This window comes from Nocardioides sp. (genome assembly GCF_035697785.1).
Taxonomy (GTDB): domain Bacteria; phylum Actinomycetota; class Actinomycetes; order Propionibacteriales; family Nocardioidaceae; genus Nocardioides_B.
The window spans coordinates 1-19,912 of sequence record NZ_DASSCL010000044.1 but is presented as its reverse complement, the minus strand read 5'-3'; the positions used below and the strand labels follow the sequence as shown (position 1 = coordinate 19,912).

17 protein-coding genes and 3 pseudogenes are annotated in these 19,912 nt (G+C 72.9%); 7 read left to right on the top strand and 13 right to left on the bottom strand.

Going from position 1 to position 19,912, the window contains the following annotated elements:
• Both VFH10_RS04865 and VFH10_RS04860 read left to right on the top strand, forming a co-directional pair.
• Positions 1-1,332, top strand: a pseudogene (locus VFH10_RS04865) (glycine dehydrogenase); the annotation flags it as partial.
• On the top strand, positions 1,329-2,654 hold the full coding sequence (locus tag VFH10_RS04860; protein ID WP_325126517.1) for a serine hydrolase domain-containing protein: 1,326 nt from the start codon (positions 1,329-1,331) through the stop codon (positions 2,652-2,654). The pseudogene VFH10_RS04865 and the gene VFH10_RS04860, both read left to right, overlap by 4 nt.
• 81 nt (positions 2,655-2,735) lie before the next feature.
• Here the strand turns inward: VFH10_RS04860 and VFH10_RS04855 are convergent, their stop codons facing one another.
• From VFH10_RS04855 to VFH10_RS04830, 6 genes are all read right to left on the bottom strand, one after another.
• The gene (locus VFH10_RS04855) at positions 2,736-4,121 is read right to left on the bottom strand and encodes a metallopeptidase TldD-related protein (protein WP_325126515.1); all 1,386 of its coding nucleotides are present in this window, start codon (positions 4,119-4,121) and stop codon (positions 2,736-2,738) included.
• Positions 4,118-5,641 carry a TldD/PmbA family protein gene (locus tag VFH10_RS04850; protein WP_325126513.1) on the bottom strand — a complete coding sequence of 508 codons (1,524 nt, stop codon included), beginning with the start codon at positions 5,639-5,641 and terminating at the stop codon, positions 4,118-4,120. Before VFH10_RS04850 ends, VFH10_RS04855 begins: the two co-directional genes overlap by 4 nt.
• Positions 5,642-5,707: 66 nt before the next feature.
• Entirely contained in the window at positions 5,708-6,184 is a 477-nt protein-coding gene (locus VFH10_RS04845) for an LNS2 domain-containing protein (protein WP_325126511.1), read from the bottom strand.
• Positions 6,185-6,231: 47 nt separating this feature from the next.
• Positions 6,232-9,240 carry an SMC family ATPase gene (locus VFH10_RS04840; RefSeq protein ID WP_325126508.1) on the bottom strand — a complete coding sequence of 1,003 codons (3,009 nt, stop codon included), beginning with the start codon at positions 9,238-9,240 and terminating at the stop codon, positions 6,232-6,234.
• Entirely contained in the window at positions 9,237-10,433 is a 1,197-nt protein-coding gene (locus tag VFH10_RS04835; RefSeq protein WP_325126505.1) for an exonuclease SbcCD subunit D, read from the bottom strand. Before VFH10_RS04835 ends, VFH10_RS04840 begins: the two co-directional genes overlap by 4 nt.
• Positions 10,434-10,470: 37 nt before the next feature.
• Positions 10,471-11,343, bottom strand: a complete 873-nt coding sequence (locus VFH10_RS04830; RefSeq protein WP_325126503.1) for a formate dehydrogenase accessory sulfurtransferase FdhD — start codon at positions 11,341-11,343, stop codon at positions 10,471-10,473.
• Positions 11,344-11,445: 102 nt separating this feature from the next.
• Between VFH10_RS04830 and VFH10_RS04825 the strand changes: the two genes are divergently transcribed.
• Entirely contained in the window at positions 11,446-12,180 is a 735-nt protein-coding gene (locus VFH10_RS04825; RefSeq protein ID WP_325126501.1) for a phosphatase PAP2 family protein, read from the top strand.
• A gap of 2 nt (positions 12,181-12,182) precedes the next feature.
• A complete protein-coding gene (locus tag VFH10_RS04820) occupies positions 12,183-12,935 on the top strand; it encodes a hypothetical protein (protein WP_325126500.1) in 753 nt (250 codons plus the stop codon).
• A 7-nt stretch (positions 12,936-12,942) separates the two neighbouring features.
• On the opposite strand, the gene VFH10_RS04815 is transcribed toward VFH10_RS04820, so the two are convergent.
• Positions 12,943-13,557, bottom strand: coding sequence for a flavin reductase family protein (locus VFH10_RS04815; protein WP_325126499.1), 615 nt, complete (start codon positions 13,555-13,557; stop codon positions 12,943-12,945).
• Between the two features lie 57 nt (positions 13,558-13,614).
• Between VFH10_RS04815 and VFH10_RS04810 the strand changes: the two genes are divergently transcribed.
• Complete coding sequence (locus VFH10_RS04810; protein ID WP_325126498.1) at positions 13,615-14,097, top strand: OsmC family protein; 483 nt, start codon at positions 13,615-13,617, stop codon at positions 14,095-14,097.
• A 2-nt stretch (positions 14,098-14,099) separates the two neighbouring features.
• Positions 14,100-14,546: pseudogene (locus VFH10_RS04805) on the top strand (GNAT family N-acetyltransferase); the annotation flags it as partial.
• Positions 14,547-14,617: 71 nt separating this feature from the next.
• Here VFH10_RS04805 and VFH10_RS04800 read toward each other — a convergent pair.
• The 5 genes from VFH10_RS04800 to VFH10_RS04780 all read right to left on the bottom strand — a co-directional run bounded on the left by VFH10_RS04800 (position 14,618) and on the right by VFH10_RS04780 (position 18,882).
• Positions 14,618-15,292 (bottom strand): HAD family hydrolase, encoded by a 675-nt coding sequence (locus VFH10_RS04800; RefSeq protein ID WP_414689836.1) that lies wholly within the window; start codon positions 15,290-15,292, stop codon positions 14,618-14,620.
• On the bottom strand, positions 15,289-16,368 hold the full coding sequence (locus VFH10_RS04795; protein ID WP_325126493.1) for an alanine racemase: 1,080 nt from the start codon (positions 16,366-16,368) through the stop codon (positions 15,289-15,291). Before VFH10_RS04795 ends, VFH10_RS04800 begins: the two co-directional genes overlap by 4 nt.
• 101 nt (positions 16,369-16,469) lie before the next feature.
• On the bottom strand, positions 16,470-17,030 hold the full coding sequence (locus VFH10_RS04790) for a type 1 glutamine amidotransferase domain-containing protein (RefSeq protein WP_325126491.1): 561 nt from the start codon (positions 17,028-17,030) through the stop codon (positions 16,470-16,472).
• An 86-nt stretch (positions 17,031-17,116) separates the two neighbouring features.
• Entirely contained in the window at positions 17,117-17,692 is a 576-nt protein-coding gene (locus VFH10_RS04785) for a hypothetical protein (RefSeq protein ID WP_325126487.1), read from the bottom strand.
• A gap of 5 nt (positions 17,693-17,697) precedes the next feature.
• The gene (locus VFH10_RS04780) at positions 17,698-18,882 is read right to left on the bottom strand and encodes an MFS transporter (RefSeq protein WP_325126485.1); all 1,185 of its coding nucleotides are present in this window, start codon (positions 18,880-18,882) and stop codon (positions 17,698-17,700) included.
• Positions 18,883-18,967: 85 nt separating this feature from the next.
• On the opposite strand from VFH10_RS04780, the pseudogene VFH10_RS04775 reads away from it, so the two are divergent.
• A pseudogene (locus VFH10_RS04775) lies at positions 18,968-19,532 on the top strand (dihydrofolate reductase family protein).
• 134 nt (positions 19,533-19,666) lie between these two features.
• On the opposite strand, the gene VFH10_RS04770 reads toward VFH10_RS04775, so the two are convergent.
• A partial coding sequence (locus tag VFH10_RS04770; RefSeq protein ID WP_325126483.1) for a hypothetical protein occupies positions 19,667-19,912 on the bottom strand: 246 nt, incomplete at its 5' end.

The following is a 19,912-nucleotide window of genomic DNA, read 5'->3' as shown; positions in this document are numbered from 1 at the left end:
ACGGAGATGGAGCCGATCAGCCTGCCTGGCTTCGCCGATCTGCACCCGTTCGCACCGGCCGAGGACGCCGCCGGCTACACCCGGATGATCGCCCAGCTCGAGGACTGGCTGGCCGAGGTCACCGGCTACGACCGGGTGTCCGTGCAGCCCAACGCCGGCTCGCAGGGCGAGCTCGCGGGCCTGCTGGCGATCCGGGCCTACCACGTGGCCAACGGCGACGACCAACGCGACGTCTGCCTGATCCCGTCGTCCGCGCACGGCACCAACGCCGCCTCAGCCGTGATGGCGGGGATGCGCGTCGTGGTCGTCAAGGCCTCCGACGACGGCTCGGTCGACCTCGACGACCTGCGTGCCCAGTGCAAGGCGCACGCGGACGACCTCGCCGGGATCATGGTCACCTACCCCTCCACCCACGGCGCCTACGAGGACGGCATCACCGAGCTGTGCTCGGTCGTGCACGAGCACGGCGGCCAGGTCTACGTCGACGGGGCGAACCTGAACGCGCTCCTCGGCCACGCCCGGCCCGGCGAGTTCGGCGGCGACGTGTCGCACCTCAACCTGCACAAGACGTTCTGCATCCCGCACGGTGGTGGGGGGCCAGGTGTCGGGCCGGTGGCGGTGCGTGAGCACCTCGCGCCGTACCTCCCCAGCCACCCGATGCACCCCGACGCCGACCGTCGCGACGGGATCGGCCCGATCAGCGCCGCCCCGCACGGCTCGGCCGGGATCCTGCCGATCTCGTGGGCCTACGTGCGGATGATGGGCGGCCCCGGTCTCACCGACGCCACGTCGGTCGCGGTGCTCAGCGCCAACTACGTCGCGCGGCGTCTGCAGGACCACTTCCCGGTGCTCTACAAGGGTCACAACGGCCTGGTGGCCCACGAGTGCATCCTCGACCTCCGCGGGCTGACGAAGTCCTCAGGCGTCAGCGTCGACGACGTCGCTAAGCGGCTGATCGACTACGGGTTCCACGCCCCGACGATGAGCTTCCCTGTCGCGGGCACGCTGATGGTGGAGCCGACCGAGTCCGAGGACCTGGCCGAGCTCGACCGGTTCTGCGCGGCGATGATCGCGATCCGCGAGGAGATCGACCGCGTCGAGGCGGGGGAGTGGACCCCGGAGGGCTCGCCGCTGCGCGGCGCCCCGCACACCCCCCGCACGCTCGTCGGCGAGTGGGACCGCGCCTACTCGCGCGAGGTCGCGGTCTTCCCGACCGGCTATGACCCGGACAAGTACTGGCCGCCGGTCGCCCGGGTCGACCAGGCCTACGGCGACCGCAACCTGGTCTGCGCCTGCCCGTCGCCGGAGGCGTTCGCGGAGGACCACGCATGACAGTTGCCGAGCTGACCGCCCGTCGGCTCGAGGTGCTGCTCGCGCGCGACCAGGTCGCCGGCCGGTTGCCTTCGGTGGTCGGCGGCGTGGTCCGCGACGGTGAGCTGGTCTGGCAGTCGTCATACGGCGCCGCCACCGGCCCCGACGTGCAGTACCGGATCGGCTCGATCACCAAGACCCTGCTGGCCGTGGTCGTGCTGCAGCTGCGCGACGAGGGCCGCCTCGACCTGAACGACCGGCTCGACAGGCACCTGCCCAACGTGGGCTACGGCGACCGCACCATTCGCTCCCTGCTCTCGCACTCGTCGGGAATGCACTCCGAGCCCGCCGGGGAGTGGTGGGAGCGCACGCCCGGCGGCTCGTTCGCCGACCTGGCCGGCCGGCTCGGCGACGTCGACCCGGCGTTCCCGTCCGGCACTACTTTCCACTACACCAACGTCGCCTTCGGGCTGCTGGGTGAGGTGGTCTCCCGGCTGACCGGCATGCCGTGGTTCGACGCGGTCAAGGCGCGGCTGCTGGACCCGCTCGGCATGGTGCGCACGACGTACCTGCCGGAGCCGCCTGCTGCGCAGGGGTACAGCGTGCACCACTTCGCCAACACTCTCGACGAGGAGCCGGCTCACGACGCCGGCGCGATGGCCCCCGCCGGGCAGGTGTGGAGCACGGTCGAGGACCTGGCGCGGTACGCCGCGTTCCTGGCCGGCGGCAGCACCCAGATCCTGGCCGACCGGACGCTCGACGAGATGGCCACCCCGCAGTCGGGCAGCCTCGCGGGCGGCCTGGCCGGCGGCTACGGGCTCGGCTTCCGGCTGGTGGCCGGAGGCAGCGGCGTCCTGCTCGGGCACACCGGCTCGATGCCCGGCTTCCTCGCCGGGCTGCTGGTCGACCGCCGGCGCCGCACCGGTGCGGTCGTGCTGGCCAACGGCACGCACGGGATGCGCTGCGAGGGGCTGCCGATGGACCTGTTGGCCGCGCTGGAGGAGCTGGAGCCGACGCTGCCTCCTGCCTGGCAGCCGGTGCGCGATGTGCCTGCGGCGGTCGCCGACGTGATCGGCGTGTGGCACTGGGGCAACACCGCGTACGCGTTCACGTGGACCGGCTCGGAGGTGGTCGCGACGCTGATGTCGAGCGGCGCGGAGTCGCAGCGGTTCGAGCTGCGGGACGGAAGGCTCGTCGGCAGCAGCGGATACCACCACGGCGAGACGCTGCGTGTCGCGCGCGCAGACGACGGCTCCGTGAGCCACCTGGTGTGCGCGACGTTCGTGTACACGCGGGCGCCGTACGACCCGGCCGCCCCCATCCCCGGTGGCACTCCTGGGTGAGCGAGGGGTCACTCGTGCAGCGACACGCCGGTGAGGGGCCTGAAGAGCTGACCCCTCGGCGGCGCGGTCTGTTGGGCGTGGCTACTGGGCCTGGCTCACCGTGGACATGTTGAAGTCGGGGACGCGGAGCGCGGGGGTGGCGGTGCGGGGGAAGTAGTCGCCCCACTCGCGGGAGAAGCTGGGGACGGTCTCCGACGCCTGGGAGAACCGGTCCAGCAGGCCGACCGGGCTCTCGTTGAAGCGGAAGTTGTTGACCGCACCGGTGACCTCGCCGTTCTCGACCAGGTAGACACCGTCACGGGTCAGCCCGGTGAGCAGCAGGGTCTGCGGGTCGACCTCGCGGATGTACCACAGACACGTCACCAGCAGCCCCCGCTCCATGCCGGCGACCAGGTCCTCGGTGGAGCCGGTGCCGTCGTCGACGGACACCACGAGGTTGTCGACGTACGGCGTGACCGGCTGCCCGGTGATGCCGGCGGAGTGCCGGGTCTGCAGCAGCGAGGTGAGCACGCCGTCCTTGACCCAGTCGGTGCGGCCGAGGGTGAGGCCGTTGTCGAACACGCTCTCCAAGTTGTTGCTCTGGGTGGCGGTCACGAACGGGCCGGCGCCCAGTCCCGGGTACGCCGGGTCGGAGTACACCTGCACCGGTCGCGAGGACAGCGCCTCGCCGATCCGAGTGCCACCACCCCGCTTGGAGAACACCGTCTGGCCGTCGTGCGCCTCGCGGGCACCGGCCGTCCAGTAGGCGTAGATCATCAGGTCGGAGACGGCGGTGGGGGGTAGCACCGTGTCGTAGCGGCCGGCCGGCAGGTCCACGCGCCGCTCCGCCCAGCCGAGCCGGCGGACCAGCTCGGCCTCCATCGCCGCGGCGTCGACGTCGGAGAAGTCGCGGGTGGCGCCGCCGACCCAGGCGCTGGTGGTGAGGTCGGCGTTCTTGCCGGTGCAGCCGTAGTGCCCGGTCGGCTGCACGTGCCGCAGCCGGAGGCCGGTGCTGGAGCCGAGATAGGTGGTGGTGACGTCGTGGTCCACGAACCCGTAGAGCACCCGGCCGTCGGACGTGGCCCGGCCGAACGCCTCACCCAGGGCGGGGGCGAACTCGGAGTACACCTCGATCGACGTGCTGCCGGGGGGCTCGTCCCAGTCGGCCGCGGCGTCGCCGGCGACCAGCTCCTGGGCGTCCTCTGCCGGCCCGCTCGCGGCGGCTGCGCCGTCGGCGGCCTCGACGATGCGGATCACCTGCTCCAGCGAAGCGGCGCTCGCCGTGACCGACCCCGTCGACGTGCCCTCGCCGCCGTCCTGGAACGCCACCACCGTGACCGTGACGTCGTGCATGACGCCGTTGGTGGTCAGGGTGTTGTTGGCCCAGCGGAGGTTCGCCCGGGTGGAGTCGCGGACGATGGCGATGCAGTGGTCGGACCGCGACGTCTTCAGCGCGTGCTCGACGAGCTCCTGCGGCGTGGTGCTCATGCTGCCCCCTCGGACGTGGTGTTGAGGACGTTGACGTCGCGGAACAGCGCGGTGGGGCAGCCGTGCGAGACGGCCGCCACCTGACCGGGCTGGGCCTTCCCGCAGTTGAAGGCACCGCCGAGCTCCCAGGTGTCCGGGCCGCCGACGGCCTCCATCGAGCGCCAGAACTCCGTCGTCGTCGCCTGGTAGGCGACGTCGCGGAGCTGTCCGGCGAGTCGGCCGTTCTCGATCCCGTAGAACCGCTGGCCGGTGAACTGGAAGTTGTAGCGCTGCATGTCGATGCTCCACGACTTGTCGCCGACGACGTAGATGCCGCGCTCCACCTGCGAGATCAGCCCGTCCGTGTCGGGACCGTCGGGTGCCGGCTGCAGGGAGACGTTCGCCATCCGTTGGATCGGGATGTGGCCGGGGGAGTCGGCGTAGGCGCAGCCGTTGGAGCGGCCGCCGTTGAGCTCGGCGCCGTACTCGTGAGCCATCGGCCGGTCGAGCTGGTAGCCGACCAGGATCCCGTCCCTGACGATGTCCCAGCTCTGGGTCTGGACGCCCTCGTCGTCGTACCCGATCGTGGCGAGGCCGTGCTCGACGGTGCGGTCGCCGGTCACGTGCATCACCGGCGAGCCGTACTGCAGCGTGTTGAGCTTGTCGAGGGTCGCGAACGACGTGCCCGCGTAGTTCGCCTCGTAGCCCAGCGCACGGTCCAGCTCCGTCGCGTGCCCGATGGACTCGTGGATGGTCAGCCACAGGTTCGACGGGTGGATGACCAGGTCGTAGCGGCCGGCCTCCACCGACGGTGCCTTGAGCTTCTCGGCGAGCAGCTCGGGAAGCTGGGCGATCTCCGTCTCCCAGTCGTAGCCGCCGTCGGCGAGGTACTCCCACCCGCGCCCGACCGGCGGGGCGATCGTGCGCATCGAGTCGAAGGTGCCGGTCGCGTCGTCGGTGCCGAACGCCTCGAGCTCGGGCAGCAGCCGGACCCGCTGCTGCGTGGTCATGGTGCCCGCCAGGTCCGCGTAGAACTTGTTCTCCACGACCTGCTTGAGCAGGCCGCTCGAGTGCGCCACCCCGGGTGCGTCGACGAGCCTCCGGGACCAGTCGGTCAGCAGCGCCACCTTCTCCTCGAGCGGCACAGCGAGCGGGTCGACGTCGTAGGAGCTGACCCAGGTGACGTCGTCGTACGTCGGCTCGGGGGCGAGCGCGACGGGCCGGCTGGTCATCGCCGCCGCGACCTGGGCTGTCTGGATGGCGGTCTCGGTCACCTGCACGGCCGAGTCGGGCGTGAGCACCACGCCGGAGGCGAATCCCCAGGCCCCGTTGAGGATCACTCGCACCGCGAAGCCGACGTCCTCGGTGTCGGAGGCGCCCTGCAGCCGGCCGTCCCGGACCCGGACGTCCTGGTAGCGGACCCGTTCGAACCTGAAGTCGGCGTGGCTGACGTGGAAGTCCTGCGCCCGGGTGAGCGCGGCCTCGGCCATCCGCCGGTAGGGCAGCGCCGTGAACGTCGGGTCGATCTGCGACGAGGTCATGGGGTGAAACCTATAAGGGCAACGGTGACCTCCCGGGAGCAGGGGCGCCCCGCGGATGGAACGGCCTCACGTCTGGCCGTCGACCTCCTGCGCCTCGATCAGGGCCGGTTGCTCGTCCATCCAGGTCGCCGGGAGTACGTCGAACCCGGCGGCCCGGGCCGCGTCACAGACCAGCGGGTCGTCGTCGACGAGCACGGCGATGTCACGGTCCCGGGCGAGCTGCCGCAGCATGTCCACCTTGAACTCGCGGCTGGGGCGATGGTCACCCCACGGCCGCAGGTGGACCGGCGCCTCGGGCAGGTCGTGCTGCTCCAGCCAGGCGAGGGTGTCGGCGCGGCAGAACTCGGGTCTCCCGGAGAGGTAGACCACGTCGTGCACCCCCGCGAGCGCCTCGACCACGCGCCGGCCCTCGTCGAGCACCGGGTCGTCGGGGGCGGCCCCGAAGAAGGCCCGCCAGTCCTTGGGGCGGCGGGTCACGTGGTGCACGCGGTGCCGGACGTCGGCCACCACCCCGTCGAGGTCGATCACCGCCAGCATGCGCACCGCCCCAGTGTGCCAACCGGGTCCACCTCCCGGCGATCGAGACCCGGTCAGCCGACCAGTGTGCGAGTGCGGATCGAGGAGCCGGACGGGGTCTTGCGCACGTGCACCTGGGTCGGGATCCGGCTGCGCAGCTCGGTGACATGGCTGACCACGCCGACCGTGCGGCCGCCCGCGCGAAGGCCGTCGAGGCGGTCCATCACGTCGTCGAGGGTGTCGGCGTCGAGCATGCCGAACCCCTCGTCGACGAAGAGCGTCTCGATCTCGGTGCCGCCGGCCTCGTGGGTCACCACGTCGGCGAGCCCGAGTGCCAGCGAGAGGGACACGACGAAGGTCTCGCCGCCCGACAGGGTGGCCGGGTCGCGGACGTCGCCGGTCCACTGGTCGACGACCTCGAGCCCGAGACCGGCCTGGCTGCCGCGGCGCGTGGCTCGCCCGGTGCGCTGCAGCAGGTAGCGCTGGTCGCGCATGTGGGAGAGCCGTTCGTTGGCGGCCTCGAGAACCTGGTCGAGCCGGGTGGCCAGGACGTAGGAGGACAGCCGCAGCTGGAGATGGTTGTCGCTGCCCATGCCGCGCACCAGCCGCGACATCGACTCGGCCAAGACGTAGTCGTCGCGCGTGGGCGCCCAGTCGGCCATCGCGTCGACGAGCCTTGTCGCCAGCACGCGCACGGACGTCTCCCGCTGTTCGGCGACGTGGAAGTCGCGCGCCGCGGCCTGCGCCGCCCGCTCGGCGGAGGCCGCGGCCCGCTCGAGCTCGACGACCGGCACGGGCGGGGCGGCCCCGACCGCAGCCACCTCCTCGTCGGCGAGCACCGCGCGGACCTCGGCCAGCGCGGCGGCGCGCTCGGCCACGTGCTGGTCGAGCCGGCGGCTGTCGTCCTCGGGCAGCACCGCCGACCGGACCTCCTCGAGGTCGGCGAAACCGTGGTCGAAGGCGGTGTCCAGGGCCTGCTGCTCGAGCTCGGTCAGGCGTGCGGCGAGCGCTGCGTGCGCCTGGGCTGCATCGTGGGCCGCCTCGGCGGCGCTCAGGTCGTCACGGGCGCCGGAGACGAGAGCGGGCAGGTCCTCCTCGGTCAGGTCGTCGCGACGGCAGGCGTCCTCCACCGCGGCCTCCGCCGCCTGCAGCCGAGCGGTGCACGTGCGCAACGTCTCCGCGAGCTCGGCCCGGCGCACGTCGAGGGCGCGGGCCGACTGCTCGGCGGCGACGAGCTGCCTCTCGAGATCGGCCACGGTCGTCTCGAGCTCCGTGGCCCGGTCGCCGGCGCGCTCGGAATCCGCCAGTGCGGAGGTGATCGCCTCCACGTCGATGGCCCACGACTCTGCGTCGCGGCCGGCGGCGAGCTCGCGCAGCGACGCGACCTGCCGCTGCGCGTCGGCGACCCGGGCGACCAGGTCGGCGTGGGCGCGCTGGGCGAGGTCGTGGGCCTCGGCGGCGGCGTCCTGCTCCTGGTCGGTGACGGCGTCGTCGTGGGTCGCGGCGGGGGAGGGGTGCTCGGTGCCGCCGCAGACCAGGCACGACTCGCCGTCGACCAGGCGGCCGGCCAGCTCGCCGGCGATGCCGTCGAGCCGTCGCTGCTGCAGGTCCTGCACCAGGTCGCGTGCGTCGGCCGCGGCGTCCCGGGCCGAGCGGGCGGCGTCCTGGAGATCGAGCAGCGCCTGCTCGGCGGCGGGGAGCTCGGCGGCGGCCCGGCCGCGCTGGCGAGCGGACGTGAGCTGGAGGCCGAGCGCCTCACCACGGGCACTCTCGGCCCGCGCCCCGTCGAGCTCGGCGCGAGCCTCGCCCAGCCGGTCGGGCAGCGCGGCGTGGGTCGTCGCAGCGGCGTCGGCGGCAGCCGTGGCCGCGGCCAGGGCCGCGGCGGCGTCGTGCTCGGACCGCCGGGCCGCGGTCACCTCGTGGAGCACGGGGAGCAGGGCCTCCACCCGGGCGAGTCGGTCACGGGCGGCCGCGACGACGGGTCCCCACTCGCCTGGGTCCTCGGGCGCAGGCAGGACGCGTGCGCCGGCGGTGGCGGCGGTGCTCTCGCGCGTGGAACGCGCGGCATCACCTTCCCGGCGGGCGCGGTCGAGCACCGCGAGGACGGGCAGGCAGGCGGCCGCCCGTCGGTCGGCGTCCAGAGCCGCCGCGACCAGGTCGGCTGCCTCGGTGTCGGCCTCGAGCTCGGCGAGCCGCTGCTGGGCGGCGGCCCGGCGCTGCCAGGCGGACCAGGCGCGCCGACCGTCGGCGAGTGCCGCGCGAGCCGCCTCGGCGGCTTCGGTGGCCGAGGTGTGCGCGGCCGCGGCGGTGGTCGCGGACGCGACTACGGCGCGCAGCACTTCGGCCAGCCAGGGCTGCACCTCGCCGGCCGCGGCGGCCGCGGCGAGCGTCTCGGGCACCAGCCGGGCGGGCACCTCGACGCCGCCGCGGTCGGCGATCCCGTCGATGAGCCGCTGCGTCGTGGACCGTCCCGCCTCGGCGTCCTCGCGTCGCCGGCGGGAGTGCTCGTGCACCCACTCCTCGATGCGGGAGAACCGGTCGGTGTGGAAGAGCCGCTGCAGCACGTCGTGCCGGTCCTGGCTGCTCGCCTGCAGGAAGCGCTGGAACTCGCCCTGCGGGAGCATCGCGACCTGCTGGAACTGTGCGGCCTGCATGCCGACCAGGTCCGAGACCATCAGGCCGACCTCGGCCGCTCGCGAGGACAGGAAGTGCTCGCCGTCCCCGCAGATCTCCACCAGACTCGCCGAGGCCTTCTCGGTGGCGACCCCCTCGCCGCGGCGCTTGGGCCGGGTCCACTCCGGCGAGCGTCGTACGACGAAGCGCCGGTCGCGGACGCTGAAGTAGAGGACCACCTCGGGGCGCAGGTCGTCGGGGGAGTGCTGCGACTTCAGGGTCTTGACGCCGCGGACGCCCGGCACCTGGCCGTAGAGGGCGAAGCAGACCGCGTCGAGGATGCTCGTCTTGCCGGCGCCGGTGGCACCCGAGAGCAGGAACAGGCCGGCGTCGTTGAGGGTGTCGAAGTCGACCTGCTCGGTGCCGGCGAACGGGCCGAAGGCCGTCACCGTGAGGTCGTGCAGCCTCATCCGGCGTGCTCCACGTCGATGCGGCGGTCGGCGTCGCGGTCGGAGTTGATCCGGCAGGCGTCGCAGGCGAGCTGCAGGAGCAGCGTCTCCTCGGTGGTCGCCTCGAGCTCGCGCACCTCTGCCACGAAGCCGAGCGCCACGTCGAGGTCGGACCGGCCGTCGACGCGCGGCATCATCGGCCCCCGGTCGCGGGCGGCGCCGTCGGGCTCGAAGGCCAGCAGGAGGGTGTGCGGGAACCGGTCGCGCAGCCGCTCCATCGCGTGCTGCGGGCGGCGCGGGTCGGTCAGCGTGACCTGCAACCAGGCCGTCTCGGCGGATGCCAGCGTGGGGTCGGCCAGCAGGTCGGCGATTCGGCCGCGCACCGCGCGCAGCGGGCGGGGGACCGGCGCCGGCACGAAGTCGGCCCGCTCCACACCGCCGGGGCCCAGCTCGACCAGCCAGGAGCCCTTGGTGTGGCCGGCCTCGGAGAACGAGTAGGCCAGCGGCGAACCGCTGTAGCGGACCGAGTCGGTCAGCGTGTGCCGGCCGTGCAGGTGGCCGAGCGCAGCGTAGTCGACCCCGGTGAACAGGTGGGTAGGGGCGATCTGGAGCCCGCCGACGGCGATGTCGCGCTCGCTGTCGCTCGCCATCGCGGGGGCGGCGTCGGGGTCGCCGGCGACGAACGCGTGTGCCATCACCACCGACCGCGTGCCCGCGCGGCCGGCGAGGTCGGCGTGCACGCGTCGCATCGCCTCGGCCAGCGTCGTCTCGTGGCTCCGGGAGGCCAGTCCCCACGGCCCCCGGACGGCGTCGGGCTCGAGGTAGGGCAGGCCGTAGACCGCCACCGGCCCGTGTGCGTCGTCGATCAGCACGGGTGTGCCGACGTCCTGCCACCGGGTGCGCAGGTGCACCCCGGCAGCGTCGGCGAGCCGGGCGTTGAAGCCCAGCCGGATGTGTGAGTCGTGGTTGCCGCTGGTGACCACGACGTCGGCGCGGGAGGCCGCGAGCCGGGCGAACGCGTCGTCGGCCAGCTCGACGGCGTCGACGGGCGGGAGCGCCCGGTCGTAGACGTCGCCGGAGACGACCACCAGGTCGACTAGCTCCGCCTCCACCGTGGCGACGAGGTGGTCGACGAACGCCGCCTGGGCGTCGAGCAGCCCCACCCGGTGGAAGGAGCGTCCCAGGTGCCAGTCGGAGGTGTGGAGGATCCGCACACGGAGACCGTAGGTCCGCGCGCCGACACAACCCGGCTCACACGCCGAGGCGCTCCGGAGCCGAGTAGGTGACGAACCTCTCCGGACCGACGAAGCCGATCGTGCACAGCCCGGCCCGACGGGCCAGGTCGACCGCCAGGCTGGAGGGCGCGCCCACGGCGGCGAGCACGCCGACACCGGCGGTCACGGCCTTCTGCACGATCTCGAACCCGATGCGGCCGCTCACCGCGAGCACGGGTACGCCGGTCGGCTCGCCGGCCAGCAGCCGGGCCCCGACCACCTTGTCGACCGCGTTGTGACGGCCGATGTCCTCGCGGACGACCAGGGGGACGCCGGTGGCGTCCATGAGACCGGCGGCGTGCAGGCCCCCGGTGCTGTCGAAGACCGACTGGGCCTCCCGCAGCCGGTCCGGGAGGGTGCGGATCACCGCGGGGTCCACCGGCGGGTGCCCGGTGGCGTGCCCAGGCGGTCGGGACGGCCGGGCGTCCAGCAGGGCGAGCACGTCGTCGATGCTCTCGGTGCCGCAGACACCGCAGGCCGACGTCGCGGCGGACGCTCCGGCGTAGCGCTCGGCGGGCATGGACCGCGGCGGACGCGTGAGGTCGACGGTCACCACGTTGAACTCCTGCTCGCGGGTCAGCGTCACGTCGGTGCAGTAGGCGACCCGGTGCAGGTCCTCGGGCCCGCCCAGCACACCCTCGGCGTACAGGAAGCCGGTGGCCAGCTCGAAGTCGTGGCCAGGGGTGCGCATCGTGACCGCCACCCGGCGGGCCGGCGCGGACGGCCAGGCGCACCGCACCTCGAGCGGCTCCTCCGTGGCCAGCCGGTCCTCACGATCGACAGGTCCGGAGGTGCCGAACTCGCGCACCCGGGTGCGGACGGACGGCCCGGGGCGTCGGCGTGGACTCACGTCCGTCAGCCTATATTTGGCAACAACCACGAGCCGCGGACGGGCAGGCCGACGGGGCGTGATCGGAGGCGATGGGTGCGCAGGCCAGGAGTGGGGTCCGGCGTGCCCGGTCCCCACGACGACTGGACGAGCGAGGCCTCCTCGGCGCTCGCGCTGGCGGGGTTCCTCGGTCTGGTGTTCTTCGGCTTCACGCTGCTGGCGATGGAGCCGCTGATCGCCCTCGACGCCTACTTCAACCTCGACCCGCCACCACCGGCCTGGGTCCCGGTGCTGCACCTGCTCGACCGCATCGGCCAGCGGGCGATCGCCCTGCCGATACTCGCGCTGGTGGTCTGGGCCTGCTGCAGGCGGCAGCGGTCCTGGCGACCGGCGGTCATCGCCGCGGGCTCCGTGTTCGTGCTCAACCTGGTCGTGCTCGTACTCAAGGTGGGTCTGGGGCGCGGCCAGCCGGCACCGGCCGACCCTGCGTTCTTCATCGGCGGGATGGCCTACCCGTCGGGGCACACCGCCAACATCGTCCTGGTCTACGGGCTCGTCGTCTACCTGCTCGGCCGCTACTACGGGCTCAGCCGCGCCGAGCATTTCGCGCTCTGGTCCGCGGTCGCGGCGCTGTCGGTGCTGATGGTCGTGGTGTCGCTGTCCCTGAACTGGCACTGGTTCGCCGACCTGATCGCGGGGCTCATCGTGGGCGGGGCCGTCCTCGAGCTGACGGTCGCCGCCGACGCGGCGATGCCCCGGACCGCCTTCGACGACGGGCTCCGGCCGGGCCTGGCCCGGGGAGCGAGCTACGTGCGCCGGGTCGCGACCAGCCGGATCCGACGGAACCCAGCGTCCTGACGGTGCGTCCCATCCGTATGCGCACCTCGGTGACCGCCACGTTGGCCACACTCGCCGCCGCACTCCTCGCGGGCTGCGGCCAGCAGGACACGTCCGGCCCCGCCGCGCAGGACGACCCCGGCGCCGGACAGCAGACGCGCGCCGCGAAGTGGCGCGAGTGCACCGAGACGGCGTACGACGAGGCCGACGGCCGCGCCCTGCGCATCCCCACCGGAGCGGGCGCGGTCTCGGTGAAGCTGCCGACGAGCGGCCCCTGTGCCGACGGCCTGGTGGCGCGCGTCGGTGACGGGGTGACCGGGCTCGACGTCGAGGGTCTCGACCTCGACGCGTCGACGGCGCAGGTCGTCCGTGCGGGCGACACGGCGTCGGGCGGGGGAGAGGCGCTGCTCCGGGTGGACGGCGGCATGCACCCGCGGGGCGGGTTCCAGCCGCACCTGTTCCTCGTCTCCGAGACGGTGCGGGAGCTGACCGTCGACGGGCACCCGGTGCTGCCCTTCGTCGCCACCGACGGCGGCATGGCGCCCATGACGGCGACGTGCACCGACGACGGCGGAGTGGCGGTGCTCACCGCGACCACCAGCGAGCCGCCAGGCGTCGTGCTCGCGTGGGACGTCGAGCGGACGACGTACGACCTCACCGCCGACGGTGTCGTGCGCACCGGCACCGAGCAGACCGAGGACCACATCGCGGACCCGCTGCTGCGCAAGAAGATGCCGGAGCTCTTCGAGCCGGGCGCGCTGCTCGGGAACTGCTAGCTCCCGCTCAACGACGGTGCTCCGGCGGGATGTCCTCCGGACGCCGGGGCCGGGGGATCGCGAGCACCTCCGCGTGCAGGGCCCACTCGTCCTTGCCGAGCCTTGCCAGCGGGTCGAGCAGGTCGTACTCCGGGTGGCCGTCGACGAGCACGTGGTCGGCGACCGTCATCAGCACGACGTCGCCCAGCACCAGCGTCGAGTCGCCGAGCTCGGTCGTGCTGTGCAGCCGGCACTCGATCGACACCGGGGACGCCGCCACCCGCCGGGGTGTCACCTTGACGCTCGGCTCCATCGCGATGCCGAGCTCCTCGGCCTCGCTCGCGGCCGAGGAGAACCGCGCGGACGAGTCGTTCACCTCGTGGATCAGGGGTGCGCTGGCCAGGTTCACCACGAACTCCCCGGTCTCACGCACGTTGCGCAGAGTGTCCTTCTTGCCCACCGACGTGAACAGCACGATCGGCGGGCGTGCGCAGGCGACGGAGTAGAAGGAGTGCGGCGCCAGGTTCGGTACGCCGTCCGTGGAGACCGTGCTGACCCAGGCGATGGGTCGCGGCACGACCACCGCCGTGAGCATCCGGTAGAAGTTCACGTCCGGGTCGGCCGGGTCGATCTCGGTGCGCATCCCCCGATCGTAGGAGTGGACCGGCCGCGCTCCCTGCGCTGTGGCAGAGTTCCCGGCATGGCAGCCAGCAGCGAGCCCGGTCCGCCCATAGCCGAGTCGTCTCGACCACCCAGACCGGCTCGACCGCCGGAGGAGCGCAGTGTCGAGATCACCCGGTTGTCGCTGGGGGAGTACGAAGCCGTGAACCCGCGCGGTGGCCGGATCCGGTTCGCGTCCGGTGAGCACGAGGCGTTCACCCCGGTAGAGCTGCTGCTCGCCGCGATCGCGGGCTGCACCGCGGCCGATGTCGACTACATCACCGTGAAGCGTTCCGAGCCCACCCGCTTCGACGTACGCATCCGGGGTGACAAGGTGCGCGACGAGACCGGCAACTGCGTGAAGAACATCAGGGTCGACCTGGACCTGACGTTTCCCGACGGTGAGGCCGGCGACGCCGCGCGCGAGATCCTCCCGAGCGCCGCGCAGCGCTCGCACGACCGGCTGTGCACGGTCAGCAGGACCATCGAGCTCGGGACCCCGGTCGAGGTGGAGATCGTCTGAGCATGGACTTCACCGGTTTTCGTGGCGGGACCGAGCGGATGACGCTGCGCCCCTACGCACTCGACGACTTCGAGGCGTTCCACGACCTGCACAGCCGCGACGACGTGGCCCGCTACCTGCCGTGGGAGACGCGCGACGCCGAGGCTTCACGCGCGGCGTTGCAGCGGCACCAGGGCATGCGGCTCGAGAAGGACGACGACGGGATCACGCTCGCCGGCTTCGACAAGGGGTCGGGCCGGCTGGTCGGCGAGTTCGTGCTGTTCCTGCGCAGCGTCGAGCACCGCGGGGGAGAGGTCGGCTACGTGGTGCACCCCGACTTCCAAGGGCGGGGACTGGCCACCGAGGGCGCCCGGGCGATGCTGCAGCTCGCGTTCGACACGATGGGCCTGCACCGGGTGATCGCCCGGATCGAGGCGCGCAACACCGGCTCCGCCGCGGTCCTCCAACGGCTCGGGATGCGCCGCGAGGCGTTGCTGGTCGACAACGAGTGGTTCAAGGGTGAGTGGAGCACCGAGGCCGACTACGCGATCCTCGAGGGGGAGTGGGGGAGCAACCCGACGAGGTCGCTCATCTCGTGGACCACCTCGGCGCCGGCGTCGGCGAGCGCGGCCGCCGGCGTGAGCCCGCCCGCGAACCCGTAGACGCGCATCCCGGCCGCGACGCCGGCCTGCACACCGAACACGCTGTCCTCGACGACGACGCATCGGTGCGGGTCGACCCCCATCCCGGCGGCCGCGTGCAGGAACAGGTCCGGCGCAGGCTTGCCGTGCACGACCTCGGTGCCGCTGTAGATGCGCCCCTCGAACCGCTCCCGGAGACCGGTGACCCGCAGCGTCACGCTCATCCGGTGGTGGGTGCCGCTGGAGGCCACGCAAGTGGCGATCCCGTGCGCGTCCAGGTGGTCGAGCAGCGCGGGGATCCCGGCGATCGCCTCGAGCTCGGTCTCGAAGGCGGCGTGCAGCTCGTCGGTGGTGCGCGCATCGAAGCGCGCCGCGGCCTCGCTGCCGAGACGGGCGCTCACCTCGGCGAGCTGCGCCTGCGACGTGCGCCCCATCCAGCGCCGCACGACCTCGGCCTGCTCCATCGGCCAGCCGAGCTCGGTGAGCACGCGCGCCTCCACCTTCGTGGTCAGGCGTTCGCTGTCGACCAGCACGCCGTCGCAGTCGAAGATGACCAGGTCGGGACCGGGCTTCACGTGTTGGCTCCGCGAGCGGCGACCGGCCAACGCTCGACGACGACCCCGTCGTGCACGGCGACGAGCTCGTCGACGAGGTTGACCGCGTTGCAGACGTGGTTGGGTACGACGCGCAGCCGGCTGCCGAGCTCGGGCACCGGTCCCTCGTCCCACTCGACGACGGCGTGGTGCTCGGACAGCAGCACGATCCGCGCGCCCGGGTGGTCGAGCAGCCGCCCGTGGCCCGTGGCCCAGGCCGGCCGGTCGGCACCGATGACCTTGCTCCCGGCGTCGAGCACGACCCGGCCGCCGGCGTGGCTGACGACGGTCGACCACGCGGTCAGCGCGATGCGGTCCGGGGTGGTGGTGCCGAGCTCCCACTGCTGGGCATCGCCGAAGACGTAGACGCCGGGCCGCAGCTCGGTCATCGCGTCGGCGTGCGTGTGCGCGACGCTCGGCGTGGAGCCGCCGCTGACCACGGTGGGCTCGACACCCACGTCACGCAGCGAGGCCGCGGCCCGCTTCAGGGCGTCGGCCTCCTCGGCCGCGACCGCCGCCTGTGCGGCGGGGGAGTAGGAGTGTCCGGGGAACGTGAAGACCCCCCCGACCTCGAGGCCGGCGTGCCGGGCCGCGTCGGCCACGAGGCCGGCCTCCTCGGGCGGCACACCGCTGCGGTGGTGACCGCTGTCGACCTCCACCAGGGTCCGGATCCCGGCCGCGTCGGCAGCCAGCTGGGCGGCCAGTCGGCGCGCCGCGTCGGCCGAGTCGACGCCCAGCGTGAGCGTGGCCCGCTGCAACAGCGCGCGCACCCGCGTGGCCCGGTCGTGGTCGAGCCACAGGGGATAGGCGATGAAGAGGTCGGTGTGGCCGGCGTCGGCGAACACCTCGGCCTCCGAGACGGTCGCGACGCTCAGGCCGGTCGCACCCGCCGCTCGCTGGAGGGCCGCGACGGCGGGCGACTTGTGCGTCTTCGCGTGCGGCCGCAGCGCCAGCCCGGCGCGGTCGGCGTACGCCGCCATGTCCTCGATGTTGCGCTGAAGGACGTCGACGTCGACGAGCAGCGTGGGCGTCGGCAGGTCGTGCAGGTTCGCGGACATCGGCACCAAACCTACTGGCCGGCGCCCGCTGACGGGCGGGCACGCCGACGACGACGCCCTGGGAGGGAAGCGCCGCCGCCGACGCGGTTCAGGGGAGACGGTCAGGCGTTGCCGGCGTCTCCGTGCTGCAGCGCCTCGAGCAGTGCCGAGATGAACGCCGGCAGGTCGTCGGGCTTGCGGCTGGTGATCAGGTTTCCGTCGACGACGACCTTCTCGTCGGCCCAGGTGCCGCCCGCGTTGGTGATGTCGGTGCGCAGGCTCGGCCAGCTGGTGAGCCGACGCCCGTCGAGCACCCCGGCCTCGACGAGCGTCCACGGTGCGTGGCAGATGGCCGCGACCGGCTTGCCGGAACCCAGGAACTTCTGGGTGAACGCGACGGCCTCCTCGTCCATCCGCAGCGCGTCGGGGTTGGCGACACCGCCGGGCAGCACGAGCGCGGCGTAGTCGTCGGCGTCGGCCTCGCCGACGGTCACGTCGACCTGCCGCTTCTCCGCGCGGTCGAGGTGGTCGAAGGTCTGCACCTCGCCGGGCTCGGGGGAGACCAGCACGGGCTGGAAACCGGCGTCGGCGACGGCCGCCCACGGCTCGGTCAGCTCGACGCGCTCGATGCCCTCGGAGGCGACCAGGAAGGCGACCTTGCGGCTGTCGTTCTGGGTGGTCACGTGCACTCACACCTTTCGCTGGGGTTACGTGCTCCTGCGGGTGTCGTACCCAGCCGGCCCGGCGACATTCGGGCGAGTGAGCCGGTTCACCCCCGGCCCTCGGTCTCCTGCTGCTTGTCGATACGGGCCTTCATCCGGCCCAGGCCGGGGATCTGGCCGAGCATCTGGTTGAGCTCGCGGGACACGTCGAGCAGGTCGTGCAGGTCGGGTGCGACGGTGCTCAGGGAGTCGAGCACCGGGACGATGTCGACCTCCATCTTGTGCGCGAGGGCGGGCAGATGGTCGACGAGCTCCACCAGGGCGTCCACCTCGCGGGCGTCGGTGGTCTCGGCCAGCCGGTCGAGGGTGGGCTGCAGCCGGGTCAGCGGGGGCTCGAGCCGGTCCAGCAGCGCGGCCAGCCGTTCGTTGTGCCGGGTCGCGGAGGCGAGCAGCTCGTCGGCTTGCTGCACGGTGGCCTCGGAGCGCTCCACCACGCCGTCCGCCGCGGACCGGGTGGCGTCGATGCCGTCGACCAGCCCCCCGACCCGGCGTACCAGCGCCTCGGCGTCGTCGAGGACCGTGACCAGACGCGGTACGGCGCCCAGCAGCTGCTCGACAGCGTCGCCGCCACGCTCGACCAGGGCCAGGACGTCGCGGGGACCGGGGACCGGGGGGAGACGCATGGGGGTCACGCTAACGGTTGGTCGGCTTCCGCCGGTGCGCGCTGCGGGGCGGTCGCCTTGGCGACCAGAGCACCTGCCAACCCGGCCACGGCGGCGACCACGACGGCCTGGCGGACCCCGAAGGTGTCGGCGAGCAGGCCGACCAGGGGCGGGCCGCCGAGGAAGGCGGTGTAGCCGATCGAGCTGACCACCGACACCCGCGCCGCTGCGCGCCGCTCGTCGTCGCCGGCGGCGCTCATCCCGAGCGGGAACCCGAGCGAGGCGCCGACTCCCCAGAGCGCGGCACCTGCGAGTGCGCCGGGGAGACCGGGGGACCAGACCACGACTGCCACACCCGCGGCCACCAGGACCCCGGTGATCCGGAGGGTGGTCACCCGTCCGGCCCGCTCGACGAAGGAGCCGCCGAACAGCCGGCCCATCGTCATCGCGGTCACGAACACCGCGAAGCCGGTCGCGGCGACGGACTCGCTGGCGCCGTACCCGTCGACCATCGCGAGCGCCACCCAGTCGTTGGCGATGCCCTCCGCCAACGCGAACGACAGCACCACCAGGCCGATCATCAGCGTGCGGGGCTCCCGCCACGCGGCCAGCACGCCGGGACCGCCGACGTGGTCCGGGTGCGGCGGCTCGACCGGGGTGAACGCGCGCGTGGCCAGGGGCACGACGACCAGCACCACGAGGACCGTGCCGACGAGCTGGGTGGAGAGGTCGACGCCGAGCCGGGCACAACCGGCGCCGACCAGCGCCCCGGTCACGGTCCCGGCGCTGAACCCAGCGTGGAACCTGGGCATGATCGTGCGCGCGAGCCGTCGCTCGACGTCGGCCGCCTCGACGTTCATCGCGACATCCCACGCGGACGTGCCGATGCCGTAGACGAACATGCCGGCCCCGACCAGCGGGATCGACGTCAGCCACAGGCCGCTCGCCATCACGACCAGGCCGCCACCGACAGCCACGGCGGACAGCGCGACGGTCCGGGCCGGACCGATCCCGCCGACGACGGCCCCCGACAGCGGCAGCGCCAGCAGCGTGCCTGCCGACAGGCAGAGCAGGAGCAGCCCGACGGCGCCCGGGGTGAGCTCCAGCGCGTCCCGGATCGCGGGGACGCGGGAGACCCAGGACGCGAACGCCAGGCCGTTCAGCACGAACACGCAGCTGACCGCGAGCTTGGCGCGCTGGGTCGTTGGCATGCGGACCAGGCTACGGAACAACCCCATCCGAGAATTCCGTCGTGCTGGCCTGTACGCCGAAACCGACTGACGGGAGGCTGACGCCATGCGGAGACTGGCCTTCGGCATGAACCTGAGCCTGGACGGCTACATCGCCGCGCCCGGCGACGACCTCGGCTGGAGCGTGCCGAGCGACGAGCTGTTCCAGTGGTGGTCCGACCGGGTGGGGGCGACGGGCCTGGCGCTGTACGGGCGCAAACTGTGGGAGACGATGAGCTCCCACTGGCCGACCGCCGACCAGCAGCCTGGCGCCACACCGGCGCAGATCGAGTTCGCCCGCCGCTGGCGGGACATGCCGAAGGTGGTGTTCTCCTCGACGACCAGCGCGGTCGACTGGAACGCCCGCCTGGTGACGGGCGACGCTGTCACCGAGATCACCCGGCTCAAGACTGAGGACGGCGGTCGCATGGACGTCGGCGGCGCCACCCTCGCCGCGGCGGCCATGCGGGCCGGGCTGATCGACGAGTACGCGATCGTCACCCATCCCGTCCTGGTGGGCGGCGGCACGCCGTTCTTCACGGCCCTGGACAACTGGGTGACCCCTGAACCTGGTGGAGACCCGGACGTTTCCCGACGGCGTGCTCCTGACCAGGTACGAGACCAGGCACTGAATACCCGACCTCGGATCGGCGCGGCCTCGGGCCACCCAAGGATCTCGTGGTGCTGTGTTCCGAGGCGATCGTGATACCCCTGCCGGATCACAGGCCATGTATGTAAGGGATCCGCTTACGGACCGTCGCCGACGTCACGCGCGCAGCTCGACGTAGCCGCTGTAGGTGGCGCCGGCGGCGCGCGCCCATTGCGCTGCGCGGGCTTGGTGGATGCCGAGTCGTTCGGCGAGGATCGGTGCGGGGAGTCGGCCACAACCCCGGTCTCGCCCGAAATTGCGGCTTCGCGCCCTCGTGACCGCCTTGGTCATCCCCTTATAGCTGTCGTTGTCCCGGCTTGCGGTCAATCGGAGGCCACAGGCGATCCCGAACTGACGATCTAC

Coding starts and splice junctions, on each gene's coding strand:
- VFH10_RS04860 (WP_325126517.1), top strand. CDS start 1,329: ATGACAGTTGCCGAGCTGACCGCCCGTCGGCTCGAGGTGCTGCTCGCG.
- VFH10_RS04855 (WP_325126515.1), bottom strand. CDS start 4,121: ATGAGCACCACGCCGCAGGAGCTCGTCGAGCACGCGCTGAAGACGTCG.
- VFH10_RS04850 (WP_325126513.1), bottom strand. CDS start 5,641: ATGACCTCGTCGCAGATCGACCCGACGTTCACGGCGCTGCCCTACCGG.
- VFH10_RS04840 (WP_325126508.1), bottom strand. CDS start 9,240: ATGAGGCTGCACGACCTCACGGTGACGGCCTTCGGCCCGTTCGCCGGC.
- VFH10_RS04815 (WP_325126499.1), bottom strand. CDS start 13,557: ATGCGCACCGAGATCGACCCGGCCGACCCGGACGTGAACTTCTACCGG.
- VFH10_RS04810 (WP_325126498.1), top strand. CDS start 13,615: ATGGCAGCCAGCAGCGAGCCCGGTCCGCCCATAGCCGAGTCGTCTCGA.
- VFH10_RS04795 (WP_325126493.1), bottom strand. CDS start 16,368: ATGTCCGCGAACCTGCACGACCTGCCGACGCCCACGCTGCTCGTCGAC.
- VFH10_RS04785 (WP_325126487.1), bottom strand. CDS start 17,692: ATGCGTCTCCCCCCGGTCCCCGGTCCCCGCGACGTCCTGGCCCTGGTC.
- VFH10_RS04780 (WP_325126485.1), bottom strand. CDS start 18,882: ATGCCAACGACCCAGCGCGCCAAGCTCGCGGTCAGCTGCGTGTTCGTG.